General features: G+C 68.5%; 17 protein-coding genes and 1 pseudogene. 10 read left to right on the top strand and 8 right to left on the bottom strand.

The features are described from left to right. Together Q7P21_RS05405 and Q7P21_RS05400 are read right to left on the bottom strand one after the other, a co-directional pair. On the bottom strand, window positions 1–444 hold a 444-nt coding region (locus tag Q7P21_RS05405; protein ID WP_304176111.1), incomplete at its 3' end, for a hypothetical protein. A gap of 65 nt (window positions 445–509) precedes the next feature. Next, on the bottom strand, window positions 510–1679 hold the full coding sequence (locus Q7P21_RS05400; protein WP_304169561.1) for a pyridoxal phosphate-dependent aminotransferase: 1170 nt from the start codon (window positions 1677–1679) through the stop codon (window positions 510–512). Between the two features lie 166 nt (window positions 1680–1845). Between Q7P21_RS05400 and lepB the strand changes: the two genes are divergently transcribed. From lepB to aspS, 7 genes are all read left to right on the top strand, one after another. Continuing rightward, entirely contained in the window at window positions 1846–2619 is a 774-nt protein-coding gene (lepB, locus tag Q7P21_RS05395) for a signal peptidase I (RefSeq protein WP_304169563.1), read from the top strand. After that, window positions 2616–3314 carry a ribonuclease III gene (gene rnc / locus Q7P21_RS05390; protein WP_304169567.1) on the top strand — a complete coding sequence of 233 codons (699 nt, stop codon included), beginning with the start codon at window positions 2616–2618 and terminating at the stop codon, window positions 3312–3314. The genes lepB and rnc overlap by 4 nt, the downstream gene beginning before the upstream one ends. Beyond that, window positions 3311–4255: a GTPase Era gene (gene era / locus Q7P21_RS05385; protein ID WP_304169570.1), complete on the top strand. Its 945-nt coding sequence runs from the start codon at window positions 3311–3313 to the stop codon at window positions 4253–4255. The genes rnc and era overlap by 4 nt, the downstream gene beginning before the upstream one ends. Before the next feature lie 141 nt (window positions 4256–4396). Then, the gene (gene recO / locus Q7P21_RS05380; protein ID WP_304169575.1) at window positions 4397–5128 is read left to right on the top strand and encodes a DNA repair protein RecO; all 732 of its coding nucleotides are present in this window, start codon (window positions 4397–4399) and stop codon (window positions 5126–5128) included. Window positions 5129–5211: 83 nt separating this feature from the next. Then, window positions 5212–7464 (top strand): DNA topoisomerase IV subunit A, encoded by a 2253-nt coding sequence (gene parC / locus Q7P21_RS05375; RefSeq protein WP_304176109.1) that lies wholly within the window; start codon window positions 5212–5214, stop codon window positions 7462–7464. A gap of 82 nt (window positions 7465–7546) precedes the next feature. Continuing rightward, a complete protein-coding gene (locus Q7P21_RS05370; RefSeq protein WP_304169581.1) occupies window positions 7547–8890 on the top strand; it encodes a serine hydrolase in 1344 nt (447 codons plus the stop codon). 97 nt (window positions 8891–8987) lie between these two features. Further along, window positions 8988–10766, top strand: a complete 1779-nt coding sequence (gene aspS, locus Q7P21_RS05365; RefSeq protein WP_304176107.1) for an aspartate--tRNA ligase — start codon at window positions 8988–8990, stop codon at window positions 10764–10766. 34 nt (window positions 10767–10800) lie between these two features. Here aspS and Q7P21_RS05360 read toward each other — a convergent pair whose 3' ends face one another. Next, window positions 10801–11694, bottom strand: coding sequence for a pentapeptide repeat-containing protein (locus Q7P21_RS05360; protein ID WP_304172250.1), 894 nt, complete (start codon window positions 11692–11694; stop codon window positions 10801–10803). 62 nt (window positions 11695–11756) lie between these two features. Further along, the gene (locus Q7P21_RS05355) at window positions 11757–12245 is read right to left on the bottom strand and encodes a pentapeptide repeat-containing protein (protein WP_304172249.1); all 489 of its coding nucleotides are present in this window, start codon (window positions 12243–12245) and stop codon (window positions 11757–11759) included. 105 nt (window positions 12246–12350) lie between these two features. Between Q7P21_RS05355 and Q7P21_RS05350 the strand changes: the two genes are divergently transcribed. After that, window positions 12351–12668, top strand: coding sequence for a DUF6665 family protein (locus tag Q7P21_RS05350; RefSeq protein ID WP_304172247.1), 318 nt, complete (start codon window positions 12351–12353; stop codon window positions 12666–12668). Between the two features lie 3 nt (window positions 12669–12671). On the opposite strand, the gene Q7P21_RS05345 is transcribed toward Q7P21_RS05350, so the two are convergent. Continuing rightward, a complete protein-coding gene (locus Q7P21_RS05345; RefSeq protein ID WP_304176105.1) occupies window positions 12672–15197 on the bottom strand; it encodes a ribonucleotide reductase in 2526 nt (841 codons plus the stop codon). A 172-nt stretch (window positions 15198–15369) separates the two neighbouring features. On the opposite strand from Q7P21_RS05345, the gene Q7P21_RS05340 reads away from it, so the two are divergent. Together Q7P21_RS05340 and Q7P21_RS05335 are read left to right on the top strand one after the other, a co-directional pair. Then, window positions 15370–15765, top strand: a complete 396-nt coding sequence (locus tag Q7P21_RS05340; RefSeq protein WP_304171652.1) for an NADH:ubiquinone oxidoreductase subunit NDUFA12 — start codon at window positions 15370–15372, stop codon at window positions 15763–15765. 3 nt (window positions 15766–15768) lie between these two features. Then, window positions 15769–16509 carry a DUF2155 domain-containing protein gene (locus Q7P21_RS05335; RefSeq protein WP_304171654.1) on the top strand — a complete coding sequence of 247 codons (741 nt, stop codon included), beginning with the start codon at window positions 15769–15771 and terminating at the stop codon, window positions 16507–16509. On the opposite strand, the pseudogene aat reads toward Q7P21_RS05335, so the two are convergent. From aat to accB, 3 genes and pseudogenes are all read right to left on the bottom strand, one after another. Beyond that, window positions 16509–17096: pseudogene (aat, locus tag Q7P21_RS05330) on the bottom strand (leucyl/phenylalanyl-tRNA--protein transferase); the annotation flags it as partial. The gene Q7P21_RS05335 and the pseudogene aat sit on opposite strands and share 1 nt — an antisense overlap. A 40-nt stretch (window positions 17097–17136) precedes the next feature. Next, the gene (gene accC, locus Q7P21_RS05325; RefSeq protein WP_304171655.1) at window positions 17137–18489 is read right to left on the bottom strand and encodes an acetyl-CoA carboxylase biotin carboxylase subunit; all 1353 of its coding nucleotides are present in this window, start codon (window positions 18487–18489) and stop codon (window positions 17137–17139) included. A gap of 4 nt (window positions 18490–18493) precedes the next feature. Next, window positions 18494–18973 (bottom strand): acetyl-CoA carboxylase biotin carboxyl carrier protein, encoded by a 480-nt coding sequence (gene accB / locus Q7P21_RS05320; protein WP_304176103.1) that lies wholly within the window; start codon window positions 18971–18973, stop codon window positions 18494–18496. Between the last annotated feature and the right edge of the window lie 3 nt (window positions 18974–18976).

The following is an 18976-nucleotide window of genomic DNA, read 5'->3' as shown; positions in this document are numbered from 1 at the left end:
CGCGATCGACTTGCCGTCCGGCGACCAGGCGAAGTCCTCGACCGAGGCCTTGCCGGAGGTGATCTTCTGGGCCTCGCCGCCCAGACGGTCCAGCAGCCACAGCTGGTCGGCCTCGTCGTCGTCGCGCCGGCCGGAGATGAAGGCGAGATAGCGCCCGTCCGGGCTCCAGCGCGGGGTGTTCTCGCTCTCCTTGGGCGCGGAGGTCAGCTGGACGGTCTGCTTGCCGTCCCATGAGGTCATCCACAGGTGGGTGACGCCCTTGTCCTGGGCCTTGTCGAGGGCCTTGACCGCATAGGCCACCCAGGCGCCGTCGGGGGACAGGGCGGGGGAGGAAACCGCGCGCTCGTTGAAGATGTCGTCGGGGACCAGATGGCGGGGCTCGGCCGCCTGGCCTGAACTCGCTGCGGCCATGGCCAGCAGGCCGCCGATCCAGAACTTGCGCATACCCTTCGCCCCCAACATCACACTCGACTGGCGATGATCATGGCCGTGGGAGGCAGGCTCGGCAATCACCTGCGGGCGAGATATCGGGCCAGGCGTTCAAGTCCGGCGGCGTTCTTTTCCGGTCGCGCGGCGAAGCACCAGCGCAGCCAACCCTCGCCCTCGTCGCCGAACGCCGCGCCGGGAGCCAGGCCTAGCCCGGCTTCCGCCACCAGCGCCTTGGCGAGCGCAAGCGAGTCGTCCTGGCCCGCCAGCCGGAAGAAGGCGTAGAGCCCGCCGTCCGGCTCCGGCGCCTCGATCCCGGGAATGGCGCGCAGACCGGTCAGCACCTGGTCGCGGGCCGCCGCCAGCTCGGCGCGGAGCGCCGCCACCGATGGCTCGCCCTGGGTCAGGGCCGCCAGGGCGCCCTCCTGCACGAAGTCCGGGGCGCAGGAGGTGTTGTATTCCAGGAGCACGCCCAGCGCCTCGTTGAGCTCCGCTGGCGCGACCATCCAGCCCAGCCGCCAGCCGGTCATCCGCCAGGCCTTGGAGAAGCTGTTGGTGCTGATCAGCCGGTCCTGCGGATCGGCGAGCGGCAGGAAGGACGGGGCGGAACCTGAGCCGGAAAAGCTCAGCCGCTCATAGACATCGTCGGCCATGATCCAGATGCCCAGCCGGCGGCAGTGATCGAGGATCGCCTGGCGGTCCTCGGCGGCCAGCATCCAGCCGGTGGGATTGTTTGGCGAGTTCAGGAACAGGGCGCGGGTGTCGGGCGTCAGCGCCGCCAGCAGCCGGTCGAGGTCCAGGCCCCAGCGGCCGTTGCGCGGCTCCAGCGACACCGGGGTGATCTGGGCGCCCAGGATGCGGGGAATCTCCGCCACATTGGGCCAGACCGGGGTGACGACCGCCACCTTGTCGCCGGGCTCGACCACGGCCTGGGCGGCCAGCATCAGCGCGCTGACGCCCGAGCTGGTGATGGCCAGGCGCTCGACGCCGATGGGCGCGCCATGCAGGCCGCCCAGATAGGTTGAGAGCGCGGCGCGCAGGTCTGGCCGGCCCAGATTGTGGGTGTAGAAGGTCCGACCCTCAGCCAGGGCGCGGCCGGCGGCGTCGCGGATGAAGGCCGGGGTCGGCTGGTCGGACTCGCCGAACCAGAAGGCGAGCACGTCAGCCCTGCCCATGCCGGCATTGGCCACCTCGCGGATCAGGGATCGGCGCAGGGACTGGACGGCGGGACGGGCGATCGGGGCTTGGGCCATGGATTTTCATAGACGCCCGGACCGGCGCGCGCATCCCCTGGCGAGGCCTGCGACCGGTTCGCCCGCCTGAAGAGTTCACGGGCGCTCGGCTTGCCGTTCGGGTATGCAAGGTCTAGCTACGGCCAACCGGTTCGACATGCGCGTCGGGCCTCTTCGGGATCGCGGAATGACCGACAACGTGCAGAGCGCAGCCCAGGAGCCGGGCGCGGTCAATGAGCTGGTGGAGATCGTCAAGACGGTCGCCTATGCCCTGCTGATCGCCCTGTTCCTGCGGGTGATCTTCTTCCAGCCCTTCACGATCCCCTCGGCCTCGATGGAGCCGACCCTGCTTGAGGGCGACTACATCATCGTCTCCAAGTACTCCTACGGCTACTCGAAGAACTCGATCCCGTTCAGCCCGCCGCTGTTCGCCGGCCGCATCCTCGAGAAGATTCCCGAGCGCGGCGACATCATCGTCTTCAAGCTGCCCCGCGACGGCCACACCGACTATATCAAGCGCCTGATCGGCCTGCCGGGCGACCGGATTCAGGTGACTGGCGGGGTGCTGTCGATCAACGGCCAGCAGGTGCCGCGCAAACCCCTGGCCCCGGTGCTGGTGGATTCCGGCTATGGCTTCACCCGCAATGTCGAGCGCTACCAGGAGACCTTCCCGAACGGGAAGACCTTCATCACCTATGACTTCGGACCCGACGGCGACGTCGACAACACCGGGGTCTATGTGGTGCCCGAGGGCCACTATTTCTTCATGGGCGACAACCGCGACAACTCCCTGGACAGCCGGGTGCCGTCGGAGATCGGCGTCGGCTATGTCCCGGCCGAGAATCTGGTCGGCCGGGCCCGGATCATCCTGCTCTCCTGGAACAAGGGCGCGTCGCTGTTCAAGCCCTGGACCTGGTTCCTGGACGCGCGGCCCAGCCGGTTCTTCAACGTCCTGAAATGAGCAAGAGAGACGCCGCGGTCGCCGAACTCGAGGGCCGCATCGGCCACGTTTTCGCCGACCGGGAACTGCTGGAGCGGGCGCTGACCCACTCCAGCGTGGGCAATGGCGCGACCAAGGTCCGCCACAATGAGCGGCTGGAGTTCCTGGGCGACCGGGTGCTCAACCTCATCGTCGCCGAGCGCCTGGCCGAACTGCGTCCCGAGGCCCGCGAGGGCGAGCTGTCGCGGCTGATGAACCAGCTGGTCAACTACCATGTCTGCGCCGTCGCGGCCCGGCTGGTCGGCCTGCCTGACGCCATGCGGGTCGACGCCAGCGCCACCAAGGTGGGCGCGCGCGACAATGACCGGGTGCTGGGTGACGCCTGCGAGGCGGTGATCGCCGCGCTCTATCTGGATGGTGGATTGCAGGTCGCCAAGGCCTTCGTCCTCACCTTCTGGAGTGAGGCCTTTGGGGAGCTGGACGCGCCCCGGCTCAAGGATTCCAAGACTTTGCTGCAGGAATGGGCTATGGCCCGCGGCTTGCCCGTCCCCAGCTATGACGTGATCGCCACCACCGGCCCGGCTCACCAGCCCCGCTTCACCATCGAGGTGCGGCTCCAGGGCTTCGAGCCGGAACGGGCGGAGGGCGGTTCCAAGCGGGAGGCGGAGAAGATCGCCGCCGACCTGATGCTACGAAAGAGAGAAGACGCCTTATGACCGTGGAATCCACCCGCGCGGGCTTTGCGGCCGTGATCGGCGCGCCCAATGCGGGCAAGTCCACCCTGACCAACCGACTGGTGGGGGCCAAGGTCTCGATCGTCACCCAGAAGGTCCAGACCACGCGCTTTCCCGTCCGTGGCGTCGCCATGTCCGGCAATTGCCAGATCGTGCTGGTCGACACCCCCGGGATCTTCGCACCGCGCCGCCGGCTGGACCGGGCCATGGTCCGCGCCGCCTGGGGCGGAACGGAAGACGCCGACATCATCGTCCACCTGGTCGACGCCGCCGCCGAAATGGCGGTCAATGCCGGCGAGGGCAAGGCCCAGGACAAGCGGGCGCGGATCGACGTCGACTCCATCGTCGATGGCCTGAAGGCGGCCGGCAAGACCGCTGTCCTGGCGCTCAACAAGATCGACGGCCTGAAGCGCGAGAACCTGCTGGCCATCGCGCAACGGCTGTTCGAGTCCGGGGTCTATTCCGAGGTGTTCATGATCTCGGCCGCCACCGGCGCCGGCGTCGAAGACTTGATGGCCCGCCTGGTCCTGGCCATGCCGCAAGGCCCCTGGTTCTATCCCGAGGACCAGACCGCCGACCTGCCGGTGCGCCTGCTGGCCGCCGAGATCACCCGCGAGAAGATCTATCTGCGCGTCCACGAGGAGCTGCCCTATTCGGCCGCCGTCGAGACCACGTCCTTCGAGGAGCGCAAGGACGGTGCGGCCCGGATCGAGCAGACCATCTATGTCGAGCGCGAGAGCCAGCGGCCGATCGTGCTGGGCAAGAACGGCCAGACCCTGAAGTGGATCGGCCAGAAATCCCGCGAGGAGCTCACAGAGCTCCTGGGCCGCACGGTCCACCTGTTCCTGACGGTGAAGGTCGATGAGTCCTGGGCGGACAAGCGCGAGTTCTACGGCGATGTCGGCCTCGACTTCGACGTCTAGCGTCCGGCCCGTCGGCCGGCCCCCACAGGCGCTCCGCGCCAGCTCCCCCACAGGAGGAGCAGCTCGGTCTGGCTCCTTCCCCTCTGGGGGAGGGGGACCCCGAAGGGGTGGAGGGGGCCGCGCCAGCGGTTTGCGTATCTGATGGAATTCGAGGACGACGCCTATGTGCTGTCGGCCCGCGCCCATGGGGAAACCGGCGCGATCGTCGAGCTGCTGACCGCCCATCACGGCAAGTACGCCGCCCACGTGGCCGGCGGCGCCTCGCGCCGGATCAAGCCGTTCCTGCAGGCCGGCGCCCGGGTGATCCTCAACTATCGGGCCCGGATCTCCGACCAGCTGGGCTCAGCCCAGCTGGAGCCGGTGGGGGAGGGGCCGTCCGCCCTGTTCGATGACGCCCTGGCCCTGGCCGGTCTGGCCGCCGCCGCCGCCGTGGCCGCCGGAGCCCTGCCAGAGCGCGCGCCACATCCCGGCGCCTTCCTGGCCTTCGAGGCCCTGTCCTCGGCCTTGCTACTGCCCGACATCTGGCCGGCGGTGTTCGTGCGCTTCGAGGCGGGGCTGCTGCAGGACCTGGGCTTCGGCCTGGACCTCTCCAAATGCGCCGCCACCGGTTCCATGGACGACCTGATCTATGTCAGCCCGCGCACCGGTCGCGCGGTCAGCCGTGACGCCGGCGCGCCCTACAAGGATCGCCTGCTGGTCCTGCCGCCCTTCATGCTCTCGGCCCAGACCGGGCTGGCGGCGGGCGATGTGGGCGCGGGGCTCGACCTGACCGCCCATTTCCTGGAGGCCTTCGTCTTCGCGCCGATGAACCGGCCGCTGCCGCCGGCCCGCCTGTGGCTGGTCGATCGCCTTAGGGAAGCGCAGCGGCTCTGACGCCAAGGCCCGCGACCATCCTGACGGCGACTTCGCGGGCGTCCGCGCCTACAACGACTTCAAACCTTCCCGATTGATTCGACATGGCCAAACACATCCCCCCGCCGTCCGATGGCGACGGCGAGCGCATCATTGACGAACCGCTGTCCGAGGCCCTGTCCCGGCGCTATCTGGCCTATGCCCTCTCGGTCATCACCGACCGCGCCCTGCCGGATGTCCGCGACGGCCTGAAGCCGGTGCAGCGGCGCGTGCTCTACGCCATGCGCGAGATGCGGCTGAACCCGGAGTCCGCCGCGCGCAAGTGCGCCAAGGTGGTCGGCGAGGTCATGGGCGGCTATCACCCCCACGGCGACCAGTCGATCTACGACACCCTGGTCCGCATGGCCCAGGACTTCGCCCAGCGCTATCTGCTGGTCGATGGCCAGGGCAATTTCGGCAATATCGACGGCGATAACCCGGCGGCCATGCGTTACACCGAGGCGCGCCTGACCCAGGCCGCGACCCTGTTGCTGGACGGCATCGACGAGGACGCGGTCGACTTCAAGCCGACCTATGACAACCAGGACGAAGAACCCGTCGTCCTGCCGACCGGTTTTCCCAACCTGCTGGCCAATGGCACCACCGGCATCGCCGTGGGCATGGCGACCTCGATCCCGCCGCACAACGCCGCCGAACTGATCGACGCCTGTTCCCTGCTGCTGGAGAATCCCCAGGCCACCACGGAAGAGCTGATGGCCCATGTCCAGGGCCCGGACTTCCCGACCGGCGGCGTGATCGTCGAACCGCGCGCCTCGCTGCTGGAGACCTATGAGACCGGCCGTGGCGGGGTGCGGCTGCGCGCGCTTTGGGAAAAGGAAGACACTGGTCGGGGCACGTACCAGATCATCGTCACCCAGATCCCGTACCAGGTGAAGAAGGCCGATCTGGTCGAACAGCTGGCTGAGTTGATCGAGAACAAGAAGGCGCCGCTGCTGGGCGACGTCCGCGACGAGAGCGCCGAGGACGTGCGCCTGGTGCTGGAACCCAAGACCCGCAACGTCGAGCCGGAAGTGCTGATGGAGAGCCTGTTCAAGCTCTCCGACCTCGAGAACCGCTTCTCGGTGAACCTCAATGTCCTCGACGCCAGGGGCACCCCCGGCGTCATGGGGTTGAAGTCGATCCTGAAGGCCTTCTTGGATCACCGCCGCGAGGTCCTGGTCCGCCGGGCGCGGTTCCGGCTGGGCAAGATCGAGGCCCGGCTGCACATCCTCGACGGCCTGCTGATCGCCTACCTCAACCTCGACGAGGTGATCCGCATCGTCCGCTACGAGGACGAGCCCAAGGCCAAGCTGATGGCGGCCTTCGCCCTGTCAGAGCTCCAGGCCGACGCCATCCTCAACACCCGCCTGCGCCAGCTGGCCAGGCTGGAAGAGATGGAGATCCGCCGCGAGCACGCTGAACTGGCGGAGGAACGCGACGGTCTGCTCAAGCTGCTGGGCTCCGACACGCAGCAATGGCGGTTGGTCGGTGTGGGGCTGAAGGATGTCCGCGCCATCCTGGGTCCCGACACCACGATCGGCCGGCGCCGTTCGATCTTCGCCGAGGCGCCCGTGGTCGACGCCGACGCCGCCATCGAGGCCATGATCGTGCGCGAGCCGATCACCGTGATCCTGTCCGACCGCGGCTGGATCCGCGCCGCCAAGGGCCGGGTGGAGGATCCCTCGGAGCTGAAGTTCAAGGAGGGCGACAAGCTCGCCTTCCTGGTCCCGGCCGAGACCACCGACAAGCTCCTGATCTTCGCCTCGGACGGCCGGTTCTTCACCCTCGGCTGCGACAAGCTTCCAGGCGCGCGGGGCCATGGCGAGCCGCTGCGGCTGCTGCTCGATCTCGACGACAAGACCGGGATCATCGACGTCTTCACCCACAAGCCGGGCCTGAAGCGGGTGATCGCCTCCAAGGAGGGCTACGGCTTCGTCCTGCCGGAGGAGGAGGCGCTGTCAGGCCGCAAGGCGGGCAAGCAGGTTCTCAATGTCGGCGCCAAGGGCGCAGCCTTCGCCCTGCCGGCGGTCGGCGACCACCTGGGCGTCATCGGCGACAACGGCAAGATCCTGATCTTCCCGCTGGAGGAGCTGCCGGAGATGCCGCGTGGCAAGGGCGTCAAGCTGCAGGCCTACCGCGAGGGCGGCCTGCGTGACGCCATCGTCTTCAAGGCCGAGGACGGCGCGGCCTGGATCGATCCGGCCGGGCGCACGCGGGTTTGGGCGGAGTGGCGGGAATGGCTGGCCAAGCGCGCCGCCGCCGGCAAACTGGCCCCCAAGGGCTTCCCGACCAGCAAGAGGTTCCGGCCCAAGGCCTAGGGGCTTTCGCCTGAGCGGCGGTTGGGTTAGCTCAACTCAAAGGACCCGCGTCCAGACGGGGCAATTCCAGGGGGATCTCGCCATGACGCCACGCGCCAGACTATTTGCGACCGCTTTCGTCGCCTTCGGCCTCATGGTCGGCGGGGGGCAGGCGACCGCCAAGACGCCGGCCTCGGCGCATGAGACCGCCGCGCCCAGGATCGTGGCGCCGGAATCCGTCGGCTTCGATGCCGCGCGGCTGAAGAAGCTCGACGCCTATATGGCGGGAACCGTGGCCCAGGGCCGGGTGGCGGGGATGACCACCCTGCTGGTCCGCCATGGCAAGGTCGTGGCCTTCAACACCTATGGCCAGAAGGACCTGGCCACGGCGGCGCCGATGGATCGCGACGCCATGTTCCGCATCTATTCGATGTCCAAGCCCCTGACCGGGGTGGCGATGATGATCCTGTTCGAAGAGGGCAAGTGGAAGCTGGACGATCCGGTCACCAAGTTCGTGCCGGAGTTCAAGGACCTCAAGGTCATGACCGGGGTCGACGACAAGGGGAACATGATCACCGTCCCCGCCAATCGCCCGCCGACCATGCGCGAGATCATGAGTCACACAGCCGGCTTCGGCTACGGCCTGGGCGACAAGCACCCGGTGGACAAGATGTTCCGCGACCGGCGCGTGCTGGGCGCGTCGAGCCTGCAGGAGATGATCAACCGGATGGCCGACATCCCGCTGATGTTCCAGCCGGGAACCAGCTGGTCCTATTCGGCCTCGGTCGACGTCCAGGGCTACATCGTCGAGAAGATCAGCGGCCAGAAATTCGGCGATTTCCTGCAACAGCGGGTGTTCGGCCCGCTGAAGATGAATGACACGGCCTTCTACACCGGGCCTGACAAGGCCTCGCGCCTGGCCAAGGTCTATGTCATCGATCCGAGGACCGGAAAGCTCGCGGCCGCGGACAACCTGTTCGGCGGGAGAATGCCCGACTACACCAAGCCGCCGGCCATGGAGTCCGGCGGCGGCGGCCTGGTCTCGACCACGACCGACTATGGCCGCTTCGCCCAGATGATCCTCAACAAGGGCGAGCTGGACGGGGTGCGCATCCTGTCGCCCGCCGCTGTCGAGCTGATGGGGACCAATGTCATCCCGCAAAGCGTGCTGGTGACCTCGAACGGCACGTCCGGCCAGTATTTCAATGAGGCCGTGGGCTTCGGGCTCGACTTCGCGGTGGTCAATGATCCCCGCAAGGCCGGCAGCCTGGGCGGCAAGGGCGAAATGAGCTGGGGCGGCGCGGCCGGCACCTGGTTCTGGATCGACCCCACCAACGACCTCTATTTCGTCGGTATGATCCAGCGGTTCGGCCGGGGCGGCGGTGATGACCTGGGGACCATGGCCCGGACCCTGACCTATCAGGCGCTGACCCATCCGGAGAAGTGAGCCTTGAAGGCGGGCGTCAACGTCGCCTCACCTTGACATTCCGCCCCCCCCCATGCGCCCTTCCGCGCCTTGATTTTCTGAGCCTTAGCACAGTCCCATGCACGCCTATCGCACTCATACCTGCGGCGCGCTTCGCGCCGCCGACACCGGTCAGCCGGTCCGCCTGTCGGGCTGGATCCATCGCAAGCGCGACCATGGCGGGCTGGTCTTCATCGACCTGCGCGACCATTACGGCCTGACCCAGCTGGTGCTTGCGCCCGAGACCCCGGGCTTCAGCCTCGTCGAGCGCCTGCGCGCCGAGAGCGTGATCCGCGTCGACGGCGAGGTCGTGGCCCGCACGGCCGAGACCATCAATCCGAACCTGCCCACCGGCGGGGTCGAGATTCGCGTCACCTCGGTGGACGTGCTGTCGGAAGCCGCAGAGCTGCCGCTGCCGGTGTTTGGCGAGCCTGACTATCCGGAAGAGATCCGGCTGAAGCACCGCTATCTCGACCTGCGTCGCGAGACCCTGCACAAGAACATCGTCCTGCGCTCCAAGGTCATTCACTCGATCCGCAACCGCATGATCGGCCAGGGGTTCCTGGAGTATCAGACCCCGATCCTGACGGCCTCGTCGCCGGAAGGCGCGCGCGACTTCCTAGTGCCCTCGCGCCTGCATCCGTCCAAGTTCTACGCCCTGCCGCAGGCGCCGCAGCAGTTCAAGCAGCTGCTGATGGTCTCGGGTTTCGACCGCTATTTCCAGATCGCGCCCTGCTTCCGCGACGAGGACCTGCGCGCCGACCGCAGCCTGGAATTCTACCAGCTCGACGTCGAGATGAGCTTCGTCACCCAGGAGGACATCTTCGCGGCCATCGAGCCGGTGATGCACGGCGTGTTCGAGGAGTTCTCGGACGGCAAGCCGGTGACCCCCTATCCGTTCCCGCGCATTCCCTATCGGGAGAGCATCTCCAAGTACGGGTCCGACAAGCCGGACCTGCGCAACCCGATCATCATGCAGGACGTCTCCGAGCGGTTCCGGGGCGGCGGCTTTGGCCTGTTCGCCCGTATCCTGGAAGACGCCAAGAACGCCGTGTGGGCCGTGCCGGCCCCCAAGGGCGGCTCACGCGCCTTCTGCGACCGCATGAACAGCTGGGCCCAGGGCGAGGGGCAGCCTGGCCTGGGCTACATCTTCTGGAGCGAAGACCAGGGCGCCTGGGGCGGCCCGATCGCCAAGAACCTCGGCGCTGAAAAGACCGACGCGGTCATGGGCCAATTGGGCCTGGGCCAGGGTGACGCGGCCTTCTTCGTCGCCGGCGATCCGAAGGTCTTCTACAAGTTCGCCGGCTCCGCCCGCACCAAGGTCGGGACCGACCTCGGCCTCGTGGACGAGAACCGCTTCGAGTTCGTCTGGATCGTCGACTTCCCGATGTTCGAGATGAACGAGGAGACCAACCACGTCGACTTCTCGCACAACCCCTTCTCCATGCCGCAAGGCGAGCTGGAGGCGCTGGAGACCAAGGACCCCTTGGACATCCTGGCCTACCAGTACGACATCGTCTGCAACGGTTACGAGCTCTGCTCCGGCGCGGTGCGGAACCATCGTCCCGACGTGATGCTCAAGGCCTTCGATATCGCCGGCTACGGCCCCAGCGTGGTCGAGGAACAGTTTGGCGGCATGCTGAACGCCTTTAGGCACGGCGCGCCGCCCCACGGCGGCCTGGCCCCTGGCATCGACCGCATCGTCATGCTGCTGGCTGGCCAGACGGCGATCCGCGAGGTCATCGCCTTCCCGCTGAACCAGCAGGGTCAGGACCTGTTGATGAACGCGCCGTCGGACGTGACCGACAAGCAGCTCAAGGAACTGCACATCCGCACCGCCCCGCCGATCAAGGTCTAGGCGGGCAAGGTCTAGGCGGGCAAACTCCAGGCCCTCAGTACCTCGGCGGAGCCGGAGGGGCTGGGGGCGCCGGAGCGACGGGCGCGACCGGCATGCGTGGCGGCCGGGGCGACCAGCGGCTTCCGCGGCAGGTCCTGGCCACCAGCCCTGCGGGCAGGCGAGTGGATCCGTCCGCGCAGGCGTCGTTCAGCTGGTCCTGGACCAGGTTCTTCACCCGCGAAAGATCTGTCCCGTAGAGCTGGGCCTGGGTCAGGTCGGCGTCACGGAAGTCCGCGCCGGAGAACATCCCCCCGGTCATGATCGCCGCCGTCAGATCGGTGTCGCGGAACGAGGCGCCGGAGAAATTCCCGCCCGACATGGTGGCGCCGGTCATCTGGGAGTCGCGGAAGCTGGCGTTGGCCGCGTGGACCCGGACCATCACTGCGCCGTTCAGCACAGCATCGTCGAACTGGCCGCTGGAGATATTGGCGTCAGAGAACACCGCACCCTCGGCGTGGGTGTCGCGCATGTCGATATTGGCCATGCTGGCGCGGACGAAGTTCACGCCGGGCGCCTGGGTGTCGCGGAAGCGGGCGTTGGACAGGTTCGCGCCGCTGAAGTTCGCGCCCAGCATATGGGCGTCGGACAGGTCGGCGCGGGACAGATCGGCATTGGCGAAATTGGCGCCGGTGAAGCGCGCCTCCCGCAGGTCCGACCCCACCAGGGACGCGCCGCCGAAATCGGCCCCGTCGAAATGAGCGCCGTTCAGCCTGCGCCCCGAGAGCTCGCACTTGGAGCATGAGCCGCCGAACGAGACCATGCGGGCGACTTCCTTGTCGCCGTCCATGGTCATGGCCTGGGCGGCCACGGGCAGAATCGAGAGGGCGGCCGCCAGCACGATAAGGCGGCGAACCAGGCGGGACACACGGGAGCTGGCGGAACGAACCATGGGTGTAGCCTCTGCCCGTCAGTGGACCATCAGGCTACTTAAATCGCGGTAATTCTTGAGCTTTAGCATGCGGGAATTCGCAACCCAGGGGGAAGGTGGGTCGCTTCGTCGCCACACGCCCGGTTGAGTTGCGCCTGGCTGAGGCCCCGGGCGTGGTTCATCTCTGCGCCGGAAAAATTGGTCCCGTCCAGCCGGGCGCCCGCAAGATTGGCCCCCTGCAAATAGGTTCCGACGAAACTGGCGTGCGTCAGATCGGCGCCCGCGAAGCTGGCCGAGGAGAACACCCCGCCATAGGCGTTGACGTCGCGCAGGTCGGTCCGGGCGAAGCTGGTGCGGTTCATCACCGCCAGGCTGAGGTCGGCTTGGCGCAGCCGCGCGCCGGTGAAATTGCGGCCCTTGAGTTCAAGACCGGAGAAATCAGCCTGGAACAGGTTGCATCCAGGGCAGCTTGCGCCGCGCCGGGCGCTGGCGATCTGGCCGGCGTTCTGGGCCAGGGCGACGGCCGGCAGGGCCAGGCTCACAATCAGGCTCGCGATCAACAGCGGTTTCATAGTGGCGCAGGGCTCCAATCGGGGCTCGACCCCCAGATAGGTCCAGCAAGCTTAAGGCCAGGTGACCACGCCGGAAGCTCTGCTAGGATGCGGTCAGGAGACCTCATGGCCCTTCGCCCGCCCCAGACCCCGTCCAGCGCCTTCCGGTTCGAGACCGGGGCCGGCAGCCTGGAGCAGGAGATCGCGGGAGAGAAGGCGGGCGCCCTGGGCCGGATGGGCCGGGCGGCCGAGGCGGCCCTGGCCCGGCTGGAAGATCCCGACGCGCTGGAGGCCGAGGGCCGCGAGGCCCTGCTCAAGGCCGCCGCCCAGGCCGTCTGGGCCTTCTTCATCCAGAGGGAAGCCTGTGGCCTGCGCGGCCACGACGCCATCATCCGGGACTTCAACATCCCCCGAGCGGTGCTGGCGCGGCTGGGCGCGCGATAGGGTTCAGCCCGCCCGGTCCTCGTCCTTGGGGCTCGCGCGCACGCCGCAGGTCTCGCAGATCAGGCTCGCGCCCTTGCGGACCACGGCCACGTCGCCGCAGGCTGCGCAGACATCGGCCTCGACCCGACCGAAGCCGCCGCCGCGTCCGCCGGCGCTGGGCAGGAACACCAGATTGTCCGGGGTCGCGCCCCGCGAGAAGCCCCGTGAAATGAAGTGCGAGGCCGGCTGCGGATCGGTGGTCAGGTCGGGTTCGCCCTCGGCGGCGCCCCGGCCCAGGCCGTCGGCGTTCAGTTCCCCGTCGGCGTTGGCCAGTTCCTGGCGGTCCAGATAGGAAATGCCGAGCTCGCGGAAGATATAGTCGAGGATCGAGGTCGCCGACTTCACCTGATCATTGCCGGTCACCGGTCCGGCCGGCTCGAAGCGGGTGAAGACGAAGGCGTCGACGAATTCCTCCAGCGGCACGCCGTATTGCAGGCCGATCGAGATGCCGATGGCGAAATTGTTCATCAGAGAGCGGAAGGCGGCGCCTTCCTTGTGCATGTCGATGAAGATCTCACCCAGCTCGCCGTCATCATATTCGCCGGTGTGGAGGTAGACCTTGTGGCCGCCCACGGCCGCCTTCTGGATATAGCCCTTGCGGCGGTCGGGCAATTTGCGGCGGGTGCGGTCGCGCTCGACGATGCGCTCGACGATCCGTTCTTTCGGCGGTGGCGCGGCCGCCGCGATGGGCTCGGGCTCGGCCGACCGAAGCGGGCGGGGCGCGGCTTCGGGCAATCTGGGGAGATCCAGCACCAGATGGGCCGGTGGCTCCATGCGGCGGATGCGGATGGCTGGCGCGCCGGCCAGGGCGGCCTCGGCCAGCAGGGCGCGGGCGTCGAGCGGGCTGGTGTCCCACTCAAGCTCCAGCTCCGCCACCGGCGGGATGTCGAGCACCGGGGCCAGCGCCGCCATCATCGCGAAATAGGGGCCGGGGCCGAGCTCGTCGGCGCTCTGGAACACCGCGCGCTGGTCGGGGGTCAGGAAGGCGGCCTCGGCCAGGCTGCCGCCGCCCAGGGCATAGGTCTCGGCCGCGCCGATCTGCTGAGGCGTGAAGCCCATGCGCGAGAGCAGGTCGAGGTCCGGATCGGCCAGTTCGGCGTCAGTGACGCCTAATACGTCGGACAGGAAGCCCGGATCAATGGTCTGGGGCGAAACGGCGTCGGCCAGCCGCGCAGCGAAGGGCAGGGCGGCCTCAACGGCGGCGATCTCATGCTCGGTGAAGCCCCGGGCCTGCAGAGCGGCGTGGTCGATGCCGGGCGCCTCGGCGAGGTCGTGACGGCCCAGCAACACAGCGCGGGCCTCGGCGGCGTCGATCCCCAGGACCTTCAGGCCCTGGAGGGTCGCCTCGCTCAGCACCCGGGTCAGGACGCCGTCCTCGGTCTCAGCCACGGTCACGGCGCCCAGGCCCGGCGCGCCGCCCGTCGGGGCGCCGCCGAGCTTCAGGGCCAGGTCGGGATCGTCGAACACCGCCAGCCCGCCCTGCAGCTTGGCGGTCCGGGCGACGATCTCATGGGCCTGCAGGAAGATGCGGCGGGCGGCGCGGCGGCCCTGCAGCGAATCATAGGCGAGGCCCTGGGCGGTCAGCCAGTCGGCCATGCCCGCCAGGCCGAGGGCGACGGGCCCGCCGGCGGCGGCCAAGGCCAGGGTGGCGATCCGCACCGCATCCTCGAAGCTTTCGGTGTCGAAGGTCTCGCCCATCCCGAAAACCATCAGGTCCAGGGCCGCGCGCGTCGGTCGTCCCGCCTCCGCCAGCCGGCCGGACGCCTCCAGGTCGAAGCCGGCGATCACCGCCCCGGTCTCCCAGGCGGTGGCGGCCAGGGCGTCGGCGATAGCGCCTTGCGGCTCGCCCCTAGCGGCGCAGATCAGATCCACGCCCTCGCCGGTCTCGAACAACAGCTGGGCGTCCCAGAGGTTCTCGCCGGTTCGGGCCAGGGTCATGGCGTCCAGGATCATCGGGTCGCTGGCCCCGGCGGTGCGGGCGGCTTCGGCGGCGCGGGCCAGGCCGGGATTGCCCGCCGGATCAGCGCACGTCGCCGGATCGCCCTCACAGCGCAGGATGGCGTCCATCACCGCCTGCAGGCGGCGGCTGAGCTCATGCGCCGAGGCGCGGGCGGCGGCGCGGCCCCGGCGCTCGGCGCGCAATTGGCCCAGCGTGGCGCCGGCGGCCGGATCGGTCGCCTCGACCACTCGCAGAGGGCGCGCGAAGGACGGTTCGGAGAGCGCGAGCTTGCCGGTCAGCAGGGCGGCGCCCAGGTCGCGGCGGAAGCCCGCGCGTGCCGCGGCGTCGGCGAACAGACCCTGGGCCTCGCCCAGTTCGGCGATGATCTCAGCGCGACGGAAGATAGCGGACGGCAGGTCGGTCTCGCCCTGGGCCCAGTCCAGCCAGGCCTCGACCCGGGCATCGGTCCAGCTCGAGGGGGCCAGGACCTCGACCACGGCGCCGGCCCGCTCCAGGGGCCTGCGCTCGATCCTCGCCGGTTCCGTACGCACGTGGGGTTCTCCTATCAGGAGAGGTTACGGGCCGGACCGACCGGCCGCAACAGATGTTGTGGTCGCAGAGGCAGCTATCCCCAACATCTTGCGATGTTCGCGCGGCTGGACGCCCCCGGGGCGGAACCCTATAGTCCGCGCGCCTCCCAACCGTTCCGGACTCGCAACGACAGTGCTGAAAGCGATCTTTACCTGGTGGAACGGCGCGACCATCGGCGCGCGGTTCACGTTCTGGCGCCGTGGCGTCTTCGTGGGCAAGGACGATCTGGGCAACAGCTACTACCAGGCCAAGGACACCTCGGATTCCTATGACGGCCGCAAGCGCCGCTGGGTGATCTATAACGGCTATGCCGAGGCCTCGAAGGTTCCGGCCGAATGGCACGGCTGGCTGCACCACACCTTTGACCAGCCGCCGACCATCGAGCCGCTGCTGCGCCGGTCCTGGGAGAAGGACACCCAGCCCAATCTCACCGGCACCGTCCACGCCTGGCGGCCCAAGGGCTCCATCGCCCGGGGCGGCGAGCGCCAGAAGGCGTCTGGCGACTACGAGGCCTGGCGTCCGGAATAGGTGATGCGGCGGACCCTCACCCTCGCCGCCGCCGCCTTGAGCGGCCTGGCCGTCCTCAGCCTCTCCGGGGCGGGGACCGCCCAGACTGCGGCCCCATCCGCGCCGCCCGCCAACCAGGCCCCGATCGCCGCACCGCCTGAAGAGGCGCCGCCAGAGGTCGTCTCCGCGCCGCCGCCGGTGGCGACGCCGCCGATGCAGGCTTCCGAGGTCACCGCCGCCACGCCGCCCAAGGCCCAGGTCGTCGACAAGCCCGCCGACAGCACCGTCAAGCGCGCCCGCTACGACGTCGCCATCCTCCAGGCCCTGGACAAGGTGACCGCCGAGACCGTCCGCTTCGAGGCCGCGGTCGGCCAGCCCGTGCGCTACAAGACCCTGGTGTTCACCGTGAAGGCTTGCGAACAGGCTGCGGCGGACGAGCCGATGGAAGACTCCATCGCCTATCTGACCATCGACTCCCAGCCCAAGCCCACGTCAGGCCGCCCGACCCCGCCGCCGCGCCAGGTGTTCAAGGGCTGGATGTACGCCTCGTCGCCGGGCCTCAACCCGCTGCAGCACCCGGTCTATGACGCCTGGCTGATCACCTGCAGGGCCAACGCCCCGGTCATCGCGCCTGCACCGGCCGCCTTGCCAGCCCCGGCCCGGCCTGTGGCGGCGGCCAAGCCGCCGGTGTCGACCAAGCCCGCCGTGCTCAAGCCGGCGGTCTCAGCCAAGCCCCCGCTGCCGCCCATGCCGCCGAACCCCTGAAAATCGGCCTGGCGCTCCAGCGCCTTAGCCAGCCGGCGATGATAGTCGAGGCGGGGAACTTCCTCGGCCCCGAACCGCGCCAGATGGTCGGTCATGAACTGGGTGTCCAGCAGGGTGAAGCCCCCAGCGATCAGTCGCGCCACCAGGTGAACCAGCGCGACTTTCGAGGCGTCGGTGCGCCGCGAAAACATGCTCTCGCCGAAGAAGGCCGCGCCGAGCGACACGCCGTAGAGGCCGCCGACCAGTTCCTCGCCCAGCCAGCACTCGACGCTGTGGGCGTGTCCGATCTCGAACAGTTCGCCGTACAGGGTCTCGATGGTGGCGTTGATCCAGGTCTCGTCGCGGCCGGGCCTCGCCTCGGCGCAGGCGGCGACGACTTGCGGGAAGGCGGTGTCGAAGCGCACCTCGAACGGCTCGCTGCGCACCTTGCGCGCCAACCGGTGGCCCACATGGAAGCGGTCCAGGGGGATGATCCCGCGCCGCTGTGGATCGATCAGGAAGACGCTTTCGTCCTCCCGCGCATCGGCCATGGGGAACACGCCGTTGGCGTAGCAGTTCAGCAGATCCTGGGCGTCGAAGGCGTCCATGTCGGAGCATCTAGCCTGTCATGCGATCACCGCCGCTGGCTCAGGCCTCGGCGGCCTGAGCCTTCAGCCAGCGTTCCAGCCAGTGGATGTCGTAGTTCCCGGCCAGGATGTCGGGCTGCAGCAACAGGTCCTGGAACAGCGGGATGGTGGTCTCGATGCCGCCGACCACGATCTCGCCCAGGCAGCGATTGAGCCTGGCGATGCACTCCTCGCGGTCGCGACCGTGGACGATGAGCTTGCCGATCAGGCTGTCATAGTAGGGCGGGATCGAATAGCCGGCGTACATGGCCGAATCCAGCCGCACGCCCAGGCCGCCCGGGGCGTGGAAATCGGTGACCATGCCGGGCGAGGGCACGAAGGTGCGCGGGTTCTCGGCGTTGATGCGGCACTCGATGGCGTGGCCTTCGAACACCACGTCCTTCTGGGTGAAGGACAGTGGCAGGCCGGCGGCGATGCGGATCTGCTCGCGGACAAGGTCGATGCCGGTGATGGCCTCGGTGACCGGGTGCTCGACCTGCAGGCGGGTGTTCATCTCGATGAAGAAGAACTCGCCGTTCTCGTACAGGAACTCGATGGTGCCGACGCCGAGGTAACCGATGGCCTTGACCGCATCGACCACCACCTTGCCGATCTTGGCGCGACCGGCGGCGTCGATGACCGGGGAGGGAGCCTCTTCCAGCACCTTCTGGTGACGACGCTGCAGCGAGCAGTCGCGTTCGCCCAGGTGGCAGACATTGCCGAAGCTGTCGGCGACGACCTGCAATTCGATGTGCCGCGGGGTCTGGAGGTAGCGTTCCATATAGACCGCGTCGTCGCCGAAGGCCGCGCGCGCCTCGGAGCGGGCGGTGGAGACCGCCTCGGCCAGGTCGTCCTCGGTCTGGGCGACCTTCATGCCGCGCCCGCCGCCGCCGGCGGCGGCCTTGATCAGCACGGGGAAGCCGATCTCCTTGGCGGCGGCGAAAGCCTCCTCCTCGGTGGTGATGGCGCCGTCGGAGCCGGGCACCACGGGAATGCCGGCGTCCTTCACCGCCTGCTTGGCGGTGATCTTGTCGCCCATCATCTTGATGTGCTCGGGCTTGGGCCCGATGAAGGTGAAGCCGTGGGCGTTGACGATCTCGGCGAAGCGGGCGTTTTCCGAGAGGAAACCGTAGCCGGGGTGGATGCCCTGGGCCCCGGTGATCTCCGCCGCAGCGATGATCGACGGGATGTTGAGATAGCTCTTGGACGCGGGCGCCGGGCCGATGCAGACGCTTTCGTCGGCCAGCCGCACCCACATGCCATTGGCGTCGGCCTCGGAATGGACCGCCACGGTGGCGATGCCCATTTCCTTGCAGGCCCTGTGGACCCGCAGCGCGATCTCGCCGCGATTGGCGATGAGGATCTTGTCGAACATGATCCTACCCGATGACGATCAGGGGTTCGCCGAACTCGACGGGCTGGCCGTCGGCCACCAGAATCTCGATCACCTTGCCAGCCTTGGGCGAGGGGATCGGGTTCATCGTCTTCATGGCCTCCACGATCATCAGGGTCTGGCCGGCCGTGACCGTGTCGCCGACTTTCACGAACGCGGGCGATTCGGGCTGCGGCTGCAGATAGATCGTGCCGACCATCGGCGACTTCACCGCGTCGCCCCGGGCGGCGGCCGGGGCGGCCTCTGCGGCGGGGGCGGCCGCCAGGGCCGCAGGCGCCGGCGCGGTGGCGACGGGCTGGGCGGCATAGGTCACGGGGGCGGCGGTCAGCGTCTTGGCGACGCGGATCTTCAGACCCTCATGCTCGATCTCGATCTCGCTGAGCCCGGTGTCGGTCAGGATATCGGCCAGTTTGCGCACCAGGCGCGCGTCGAACGTGTCGGCGGTGGCCTTAGGACTGCTAGCCATGGA

Origin of the sequence: Phenylobacterium aquaticum, assembly GCF_947378715.1 — a bacterium.
GTDB lineage: Bacteria > Pseudomonadota > Alphaproteobacteria > Caulobacterales > Caulobacteraceae > Phenylobacterium > Phenylobacterium aquaticum_A.
Note: the sequence above shows the minus strand (reverse complement) of the source record. Positions and strands in the feature narration are given on the sequence as shown.

What these genes read in the sequence shown, in the direction of transcription:
- Q7P21_RS05360 (WP_304172250.1), bottom strand. Translation starts at nt 11,694, where the DNA reads ATGGTTCGTTCCGCCAGCTCCCGTGTGTCCCGCCTGGTTCGCCGCCTT.
- Q7P21_RS05355 (WP_304172249.1), bottom strand. Translation starts at nt 12,245, where the DNA reads ATGAAACCGCTGTTGATCGCGAGCCTGATTGTGAGCCTGGCCCTGCCG.
- accB (WP_304176103.1), bottom strand. Translation starts at nt 18,973, where the DNA reads ATGGCTAGCAGTCCTAAGGCCACCGCCGACACGTTCGACGCGCGCCTG.
- era (WP_304169570.1), top strand. Translation starts at nt 3,311, where the DNA reads ATGACCGTGGAATCCACCCGCGCGGGCTTTGCGGCCGTGATCGGCGCG.
- aspS (WP_304176107.1), top strand. Translation starts at nt 8,988, where the DNA reads ATGCACGCCTATCGCACTCATACCTGCGGCGCGCTTCGCGCCGCCGAC.
- rnc (WP_304169567.1), top strand. Translation starts at nt 2,616, where the DNA reads ATGAGCAAGAGAGACGCCGCGGTCGCCGAACTCGAGGGCCGCATCGGC.
- lepB (WP_304169563.1), top strand. Translation starts at nt 1,846, where the DNA reads ATGACCGACAACGTGCAGAGCGCAGCCCAGGAGCCGGGCGCGGTCAAT.
- Q7P21_RS05350 (WP_304172247.1), top strand. Translation starts at nt 12,351, where the DNA reads ATGGCCCTTCGCCCGCCCCAGACCCCGTCCAGCGCCTTCCGGTTCGAG.
- Q7P21_RS05335 (WP_304171654.1), top strand. Translation starts at nt 15,769, where the DNA reads ATGCGGCGGACCCTCACCCTCGCCGCCGCCGCCTTGAGCGGCCTGGCC.
- parC (WP_304176109.1), top strand. Translation starts at nt 5,212, where the DNA reads ATGGCCAAACACATCCCCCCGCCGTCCGATGGCGACGGCGAGCGCATC.
- recO (WP_304169575.1), top strand. Translation starts at nt 4,397, where the DNA reads ATGGAATTCGAGGACGACGCCTATGTGCTGTCGGCCCGCGCCCATGGG.
- Q7P21_RS05370 (WP_304169581.1), top strand. Translation starts at nt 7,547, where the DNA reads ATGACGCCACGCGCCAGACTATTTGCGACCGCTTTCGTCGCCTTCGGC.
- accC (WP_304171655.1), bottom strand. Translation starts at nt 18,489, where the DNA reads ATGTTCGACAAGATCCTCATCGCCAATCGCGGCGAGATCGCGCTGCGG.
- Q7P21_RS05400 (WP_304169561.1), bottom strand. Translation starts at nt 1,679, where the DNA reads ATGGCCCAAGCCCCGATCGCCCGTCCCGCCGTCCAGTCCCTGCGCCGA.